This is a genomic window from Erwinia oleae (assembly GCF_000770305.1).
In the GTDB taxonomy this organism is placed as follows: domain Bacteria; phylum Pseudomonadota; class Gammaproteobacteria; order Enterobacterales; family Enterobacteriaceae; genus Erwinia; species Erwinia oleae.
Genome location: NZ_JNVB01000107.1, coordinates 1 through 8439, shown reverse-complemented (window position 1 = coordinate 8439; position 8439 = coordinate 1). Strand labels below are relative to the sequence as shown.

The window sequence follows — 8439 nt, the reverse complement described above, 5'->3', positions numbered from 1 at the left end:
ATCTACGTCTCATCGTCACGACGCTGCGGCTGAACGGGAACCGCGCTACACATCGTCGCAGTCTCGCCCGGTTTATGTGGAGGTCCAGCCGGCATCCTCACACCGATCGCGTCGCCACCGCAATCGCGACCGTGAACGCGAGGGAGAGATGAGCAGTCGCCTTTCCCGTTTCGCATCCTTTTTTACTCGTTAATAATGATTGAGAGGCCACTATGGCAGATTCTGACACGCTGAAAAATTTACTGATGCCGCTGTTGCAGGCGTCAGGCGCAGCGGCGCCTGTACTGGAAAACTCAGACAGTTATACCCTGTCGCTCAGCCAGTCGTTGGTTCTGGAGCTGAGCGAAACCCCACAGGAATACCTGACCGTAAGCTGCCTGCTTGATATCCCGGAAGAACGCTACGATGAGTGGGAAACACTGGCGATTTTACTGCAAAGCAACCTGTTGGGATTGGAGCATCCGCCGATCATTACTGGTCTGCTTATTGAGCAGAAAAAGGTGATCCTCTGGACACGCCAGCCGTTTGTGGTGATGGATTCATCGGCGATGAAGGTGCTGGTCGAGCGCTTTGCCCAACAGGCCGAGCACGTACAGGCGTGGCTGCATGAGCCGGTGGAGCAGGCCGCAGAAGCATAATTCACCTCTTACCTTCGCTGCCGGATTGATATTTTTAGCCCACCGGTTGAAAAAAAGAGGCCGCTCATAGAGAGTAAGAACTCACCTGGCAGAAAGAGGCGTTCAATGAAGACTCTGGGACTGATTGGCGGCATGAGCTGGGAGTCAACCGTTCACTACTATCGCCTCATCAATGAAGGCGTGAAGGAAAAATTGGGCGGCCTGCATTCGGCAAAGCTGGTGCTGTGGAGCGTGGATTTTCATCAGATCGAAGCCTGCCAGGCCCGGGGGGAATGGGATAAAGCGGGAGAGATACTGGCGGATGCGGCTCAGGCGCTGAAAAGGGCCGGGGCAGAAGGCATCGTGCTTTGTACCAACACCATGCATAAGGTTGCCGATCCTGTCGCCGCTTGCGGTCTGCCGTTTTTACACATCGCCGACTGCACCGCAAAGGTGATTAATGCACAGGGCATGTCACGCGTGGCGTTGCTCGGTACGCGCTACACCATGGAGCAGGATTTTTATCGCGGCCGGCTGCGCGATAAATTTGCGATTGAAACGCGGGTGCCGGACGAGGCCGATCGGCAGGAGGTGAATCGTATCATTTTTGACGAACTGTGCATGGGCGTGTTCAGTCCGCAGTCAAAAGTGCGTTTTCAGCAGATTATTGCTGCGCTGAAAGAACAGGGCGCGGAAGGCGTCATTTTTGGCTGCACCGAGATTGGCCTGCTGCTCAATGAAGCGGATTGCCCGATGCCGGTGATTGACACCACGGCGCTTCACGCGGCCGCCGCCGTTGATTTTATGCTTTCGCCCTTATGACTTGATGGCGTCATTAAGCCAGTCTTTGAAGCGCGCATAGGGCACATACAGCGACACGTCTTTGTAAAGCAGTTTGCCAGTTTTCATGTCGTTGATGCGGCTGGAGTAACCGACGATAACGCCGCCGATAGAGTCGTCCGAGGCGTTATAAACCGCGCCGCCGGACATGCCTTTCACCACCCCGGCATCGGAAGCGACCACCACACAGCTCAGCTTGTTCCAGCTATTTTTCAGGCCGGTATTGACCAGGTTGGTGCCGGTAGAGGCAACCGGCATGGCGGAAATAAAGCTGTAACCGTAGAGATTGATTTTGTCGCCCATTCGTCCGTTGCGGAAATGGGGCGGTTCCACGTTGCCGTTGTCGTGATAAACCACGGCCAGATCGCACTCAGGATGCCAGGCTTTCACCCGATAGAGCGAATATTTTGCCACGTGCGCGGCGGTCAGGCTGTAGTGCGGCGTGAGCGGGATGGTTGTGCCGAGCGTACCAACGCCTAACACCGTCGGGATGCCGGTAACGGTCATATCAACGCGTTTCACCGCTTCACTGCTGTACTCGTACTTTCCGACGGAACATCCGCAGAGCAACATCGCCAGCAAACAACTCATACGTTGCATTTTCTTTCCTCATCAGGCTGCGTACAGCACGGGAGCGCTTTTCGCTACTTAACCTAAATATCGGCTTTGTTCCTGAGAACTTTACTGTGTTGACACTGTTTATTGCGCATAACTATTGCCTGACGGGCAACAGTGATTTGATCTGCGCGGTGTATAAAGCGCCAGTGAGCTATGCTGTAATGCGTTTGTGATACAGATCAAATTTTACACCTAAACGCGCTCTTTGCCTGCACGAAAGATGTGTCGTCTCGTTTCCTGCTTTATTCCTGTTCTCATTCGGAGAGTTTTTTATGCCTCTTTCTTTGCTGGCGCTGGCCCTGAGCGCTTTTGCCATCGGCACGACAGAATTTGTCATTATGGGCCTGTTACCGGAAGTAGCCGGCGATCTTCAGGTGTCAATTCCCTCGGCGGGCTGGCTGATTAGCGGCTACGCATTGGGCGTGGCGATTGGTGCGCCAATCATGGCGCTGTTGACCGCTCGCCTGCCGCGCAGGCTGACGCTTATTCTGCTGATGGTGATTTTTATCGTTGGCAACGGCCTTTGCGCGCTGGCGTTCAGCTATAACCTGCTGATGCTGGCGCGCGTGGTGACGGCATTGTGCCACGGCGCGTTTTTTGGCATCGGTGCCGTGGTGGCCGCCAGCCTGGTCGCGCCGGGGAAACAGGCTTCTGCCGTGGCGCTGATGTTCACCGGCCTGACGCTGGCGAACGTACTGGGCGTGCCGCTGGGCACCTGGTTTGGTCAACTCTTCGGCTGGCGGGCGACGTTCTGGGGCGTGGCAATGATCGGCATTCTGGCGTTTATTGCGCTGTTCGTCAGCCTGCCGCGTCATCGTGAAGAAAAACCGGTGCATCTTGCCAGTGAAATTAGCGCACTGGCTAACGGTAAACTGTGGCTGTCGCTGTTGATGACGATCTTTTTCGCTGCGGCGATGTTTACGCTGTTCAGCTATATCGCGCCGCTGCTGTTGCAGGTCACCGGCGTGAGTGACAAAGGCGTGAGCTGGACGCTGTTTTTGATCGGCGCGGGCCTGACGGTGGGCAATATTCTTGGCGGCAAACTGGCCGACTGGAAAGTGTCGTTCAGTCTGATCCTCAGTTTTTCGCTGATTGCGTTGTTTTCTCTGGCATTTTCATGGACCAGCCACGCGCTCTGGCTGGCGGAGATCACGCTGTTTTTATGGGCGATGGCGACGTTTGCCACCGTGCCGGGGCTGCAAATTAACGTGGTGCGCCACGGCAACGAGGCGCCGAATCTGGTTTCCACGCTCAATATTTCCGCGTTTAACGTCGGCAACGCTTTGGGTGCCTGGGTCGGCGGCGCCGTGATCGGCAAGGGTTACGGCCTGACGGCAGTACCGATTGCAGCTGCACTGCTCGCGGTTATGGGGCTGATTATTTGCCTGATCACCTTTCGTCGCACCGGTGGACGGACGCAGACCGCGCGTGCTTAATCCAGCAGCGTCGCCAGGCGCCGGGTAAACAGGCCGATCTGCTGCATCAGATGGGTGCTGAATGCCTCGACCAACGCCGAAGAGGGGCGATGGCGGGGGCGGATCAGGCTGACCGTGAACGGCACCTCAATGCTGAAACGGCGGATGGCCACGCCGCTGCTGGCGTAGTCCAGCGCCGTCAGCGGATTGACCACCGAGACGCCCACGCCTGCCCGCACCATGGCACAGACCGAGGCAGCGCTGTGGGTTTCCATCACCATTCTGCGCTGTACGCCGCTTTCATTAAAGAGATGATCCAGCAGCTGGCGATAGCTGTCGGCGCGCGACAGGCTGATGTAGTTGTGTCCGGCAAAATCCTGCGGCGTCAGGCATTTTTTTTCTGCCAGCGGATGCGCTTCAGGCAGGACGCATACTTCATTGCCCGTGAACAGCTCGGTGCGCTCGGTTCCCGCAGGCGCGTGGTGGGTTTCCGTCAGCCCCAGATCGTAACGCTGGGCCGACAGCCACTCTTCCAGTAAAGGCGACTCCTGCGGAATAATATTCAGGCTGAGTTCCGGCCAGCGCTGCAAGAAAGGCTGGCAAAGCGGCGGCAGCAGCGACTGCGAGAACACTGGCAGGCAGGCAATGGACAGCTCGCCCTGACGAAACTGTTTCAGCCCTTCTGCCGCGCTGATAATTCTGTCCAGCCCGTACCAGGAGCGCTGTACCTCTTCAAACAGCCGCAGCCCCTGAACGGTTGGCTGCAACCGTCCGCGAATGCGATCGAAAAGCTTCAGGCCGGTAAGCCGTTCAAAGCGCGCCAGTTCGCGACTGACGGTGGGTTGCGAAGTATGCAACAGCGCCGCCGCTTCGGTCAGGTTGCCGGTGGTGACAACCGCATGGAAAATTTCGACGTGGCGCAAAGTGATATTACGCATTTTACTGACCGTTTTGGATGCAAACCCATATCATGGATGAATAGCTTACGATAAAAAAGATATTTTTTATCCCGCTTCGTCTGTGGCGTAATGACTTTCTCATTCAGGAGAAGACATCATGCCGCAGCCCCTCAGCAATACCGATACCGCGTTGAATCACGCTAACCTTCTCTCCCTGGCTCGCCTCTATGGCGGCCCGGTGTGGGCCTATGACGCCGATATTATTCGTCTGCGGATCAATAAGCTACGCCAGTTCGACGTGGTGCGGTTCGCGCAGAAAGCCTGCTCCAATATTCATATCCTGCGACTGATGCGCGAAGCAGGGGTGAAGGTGGATTCCGTTTCGCTGGGCGAGATCAAACGTGCGCTGGCGGCGGGCTATCAGCCGGGCGGCGATGAAATTATTTTTACGGCAGACGTGGCTGATAAGCCGGTACTGGCGCGGCTGGCCGAACTGAAAATCCCGGTGAACGCCGGTTCGGTCGATATGCTGCACCAGCTGGGACAGGTTTCGGCGGGTCATCCGGTATGGTTGCGGGTTAATCCAGGTTTTGGTCACGGGCACAGTCAGAAAACCAATACCGGCGGCGAAAACAGCAAGCACGGCATCTGGCACACCGATTTGGGGTTGGCGCTGGCTGCCATTCAGCAATACGGTCTGCGGCTGATAGGCATTCATATGCATATCGGTTCCGGCGTGGATTATGCGCACCTTGAGCAGGTGTGTGACGCGATGGTGAACCAGGTTGTCGCTTTCGGTCAGGATCTGACGGCGATTTCCGCTGGCGGCGGTCTGTCGATTCCTTATCGTTATGATGAAGAAGCTATTAATACCGATCACTATTTCGGCCTGTGGGACGCCGCGCGTCAGCGGGTGGCGGCGCACCTGAATCATCCGGTAAAGCTTGAGATCGAGCCGGGCCGTTTTCTGGTGGCCGAGTCCGGCGTGCTGGTTTCTGAGGTGCGCGCGGTGAAACAGATGGGCAGCCGTCATTTTGTGCTGGTGGACGCGGGATTCAACGATTTGATGCGTCCTGCGATGTACGGCAGCTATCACCATATTTCTGCAATAGCGGGCGACGGTCGCGATCTGGATGAAAACACCACAACAGAGAGCGTGGTGGCGGGGCCTTTGTGCGAGTCCGGCGATGTCTTCACCCAGTTGGAGGGCGGCATGGTGGAAACGCGCGCGCTACCGGCCGTGAGACCAGGCGACTATCTGGTATTCCACGATACCGGCGCCTATGGCGCATCGATGTCTTCCAACTACAACAGCCGGCCGCTGCTGCCGGAAGTGCTGTTTGAGAACGGGCAGCCGAGACAGATCCGTCGTCCACAGACCATTCAGGAGCTGATGGCGCTGGAGATGTAATTAAACACAGCCCTGAGAGCGTCGAAGACGTGAGCGGCTTTTTGGGTTCGCTTTATGCTTCGCGCTCGCGTCGATCAACCTCCGCGCGCCAGATCCTCAATATCCAGTTTTTCCGTCTGGCAGATGGAGATCAGACTGGCAGCCTCGTCGCCGAGACGCACAAAGGTATGGCGCATGGTGCTGTCGATGTAGGCGCTGTCGCCCCTGGCCAGGCGTAGCGGCGCGTACAGCTGCGTATGCAGCATCACTTCACCGCTCAGCACGTAGATAAACTCTTCGCCCGCATGCTGCGACCAGGCTTCATGCGGCGGCAGCTGCCGGGTTTCAATCTCCATTACTACCGGGATCATGCCTTTCACCAACAGTTCGGCCGCGTGCACTTCGTAGCGAAACCACGGATTCGTGAAGGTAAGGCCCTGGCCCGCCAGCGTGTAAGTGCGACGGCCCTGAATGCTGCCGCTGGTGAGCGGTTGATGCGGCAACTCTTCTGTAAACAGCTCGGCCAGCGAGTAATCAAAGGCACTTGCAATCCTGGCGATGGTATCGAACGAGGCCGAAACCTGGCCTTTTTCAATCTTCGAAAGCGTGGAGATCGACACGCTACTTAACTCCGCAACCTGCTCCAGCGTAAGTTCCCGCGCCTGACGTATCGCCCTGATGCGCGTTCCAAAATTCTGCTCGCCGGTGGTGGCGGCGCCCAGTCCGGAGGCTTCATGCTGTCGGGTGGCTTTCATGGTGCTGACTCTCTTCCACATAGTGAACGTGAAAGTAATTTCTCACATATGAGAAAAAATTTCCTATAAGAAAACTATATTGGTCTTTGTTTGCATTAAGTAGCAGCTTAGAAAAAAACCTTCAGGAGCTGTTGCCATGACCGCGATCACCATCGCCAGCGTCACTTTACCGGCGTTTTACGATAAAGCGCGCAATCTCGATAACCTGCTGGCATGGATGGCGCTTGCCGCGCAGGAAGGGGCCGATTTAGTTGTCTTCCCTGAGCAGATATTACAGGGGTATCTGCCGGATACGCTCAACTGGAACGGCGAAGCGGTGGCGTGGCAAATGCGGCAGGCCGAGGTGGTGCCGCAGGGTGACAGCATTGTGACGTTGCAGCATAAGGCGACGCAGCTCGGCCTGCATGTGGTGTTCGGCATGACAGAGCGCCATCCGGAACGTGCCGAAGTGCTGTTCAACAGCGCGGTGCTGCTGGGGCCACAGGGTTTCGTTGGCGTGTATCGCAAGGTGCACCAGCCGGGCGATGAAAAACACGTTTACTATCCGGGCAGCGATTTTCCGGTATTTAACACACCGCTTGGTCGCATTGGCATGCTGATTTGCTACGACAAAGTGTTCCCGGAAAGCACCCGTGAGCTGGCGCTGAAGGGGGCGGATATCATGATCATGCCCACCGCGTGGGGCTACGGTGGTGACGGTAACGCAGGCGATGCCGATCCGATGGTCGATAGCTATACGTTGTTTGGCCGGGTGCGCGCGCTGGAGAACCAGTGCTGGATGATCGAATCCAACCTGTGCGGACAACACGGCAATCTGCATTACCACGGTCACAGCCGCATCATCGATCCGCTTGGCGCCATCATTGCCGACAGCGGCACCAGCGAAGGCATGGCGCTCGCCAACGTGGAGATTCAATCCGCCATTTTACGTGCGCGCAGCAGTGACTATCTCGGTTATCACTTCCTGAAAGATTACGTGCCGGTGCAGGCGCCGCCTTCGCCATTGACGGTTCACAATCGCCATGCGCGACCTTTGGGAGAAAGCCATGAGTAAGGTGCTGGAAGCCACAGGCATCCATAAAAGTTATCCAACGGCAGGCGGTGACGTCACGGTGCTGCGTAACCTGAACTTTCACGCCAATCGCAATGAGTTTGTCTCGTTTGTCGGGCCGAGCGGCTGCGGTAAATCAACGCTGTTCAACATCATCACCGGCCTGCTGATGCCCGACAGCGGCAGCATTCTGCTGAAGAACCGTGAAACCACCGGGACGCCTTCGCCGGAACTTGGCTATGTGCTGCAAAAGGATCTGCTGTTTCCGTGGCGCACGGTGATCGACAACGTGATCCTCGGGCTGGAAGTGCGCGGCACGCCGAAAGCCAAAGCGCGCGCCCGGGCGCGCGAACTGTTCGAACTCTACAAGATGACCGGTTATGAGCAGAAATACCCGTCGCAGCTGTCCGGCGGAATGCGCCAGCGCGTGGCATTGATGCGCACGATGCTGACGGATCCGGAAATCATCCTGATGGATGAAGCCTATAAGGCGCTGGATTATCCGCTGAAAATTGCGCTGGAGAGCGAGCTACTCAGCGTGGTGAAAGAGCAGCACAAGACGGTGATTTTCATCACCCACGATATCGAAGAGGCGGTGACGATGTCGGATCGCGTTTACGTGATGAAAGCGCGACCGGGCGAAATCGTGCAGGAGATTGAGGTCGATCTCGGCACCGACAGCTTATCGATTCCTGAGCGCCGCCTGGCGCCGCGCTTCAATGACTATTACGAGCGCATCTGGCGCAGCATCGGCACGCAGCCCGAGCCGGTTAACTACTGAGAGGATGACATGGTGATGAATTCGGTATCCACGCGCCCGACGCTCGGCGCGACCGCCAATCGCAGCACGCGCG

At 56.9% G+C, this 8439-nt stretch carries 9 protein-coding genes; 6 read left to right on the top strand and 3 right to left on the bottom strand.

The genetic code is table 11. The features are described 5' to 3' along the window. The first annotated feature begins 212 nt into the window (after nt 1–212). Nucleotides 213–638, top strand: a complete 426-nt coding sequence (locus tag GS12_RS21310) for a CesT family type III secretion system chaperone (protein ID WP_034950619.1) — start codon at nt 213–215, stop codon at nt 636–638. A gap of 105 nt (nt 639–743) precedes the next feature. Then, nucleotides 744–1439: an amino acid racemase gene (locus GS12_RS21305; protein ID WP_034950616.1), complete on the top strand. Its 696-nt coding sequence runs from the start codon at nt 744–746 to the stop codon at nt 1437–1439. Here the strand turns inward: GS12_RS21305 and GS12_RS21300 are convergent. After that, entirely contained in the window at nt 1434–2057 is a 624-nt protein-coding gene (locus GS12_RS21300; protein ID WP_034916755.1) for a serine protease family protein, read from the bottom strand. The genes GS12_RS21305 and GS12_RS21300 overlap by 6 nt on opposite strands. Nucleotides 2058–2347: 290 nt before the next feature. On the opposite strand from GS12_RS21300, the gene GS12_RS21295 reads away from it, so the two are divergent. Next, the gene (locus GS12_RS21295) at nt 2348–3511 is read left to right on the top strand and encodes an MFS transporter (RefSeq protein WP_034916753.1); all 1164 of its coding nucleotides are present in this window, start codon (nt 2348–2350) and stop codon (nt 3509–3511) included. On the opposite strand, the gene GS12_RS21290 is transcribed toward GS12_RS21295, so the two are convergent. Continuing rightward, nucleotides 3508–4428 carry a LysR family transcriptional regulator gene (locus GS12_RS21290; protein WP_034950614.1) on the bottom strand — a complete coding sequence of 307 codons (921 nt, stop codon included), beginning with the start codon at nt 4426–4428 and terminating at the stop codon, nt 3508–3510. The two genes, GS12_RS21295 and GS12_RS21290, sit on opposite strands and share 4 nt — an antisense overlap. Before the next feature lie 118 nt (nt 4429–4546). Here GS12_RS21290 and lysA point away from each other — a divergent pair, with 118 nt between their 5' ends. After that, nucleotides 4547–5800, top strand: a complete 1254-nt coding sequence (gene lysA, locus GS12_RS21285) for a diaminopimelate decarboxylase (RefSeq protein ID WP_034950612.1) — start codon at nt 4547–4549, stop codon at nt 5798–5800. Between the two features lie 74 nt (nt 5801–5874). Here lysA and GS12_RS21280 read toward each other — a convergent pair whose 3' ends face one another. Beyond that, a complete protein-coding gene (locus GS12_RS21280) occupies nt 5875–6534 on the bottom strand; it encodes a helix-turn-helix domain-containing protein (protein WP_034950610.1) in 660 nt (219 codons plus the stop codon). A gap of 136 nt (nt 6535–6670) precedes the next feature. Between GS12_RS21280 and GS12_RS21275 the strand changes: the two genes are divergently transcribed. Together GS12_RS21275 and GS12_RS21270 are read left to right on the top strand one after the other, a co-directional pair. Then, complete coding sequence (locus tag GS12_RS21275; protein WP_034950608.1) at nt 6671–7588, top strand: carbon-nitrogen hydrolase family protein; 918 nt, start codon at nt 6671–6673, stop codon at nt 7586–7588. Continuing rightward, entirely contained in the window at nt 7581–8366 is a 786-nt protein-coding gene (locus tag GS12_RS21270) for an ABC transporter ATP-binding protein (protein WP_034950605.1), read from the top strand. Before GS12_RS21275 ends, GS12_RS21270 begins: the two co-directional genes overlap by 8 nt. The last annotated feature ends 73 nt before the right edge of the window (nt 8367–8439 follow it).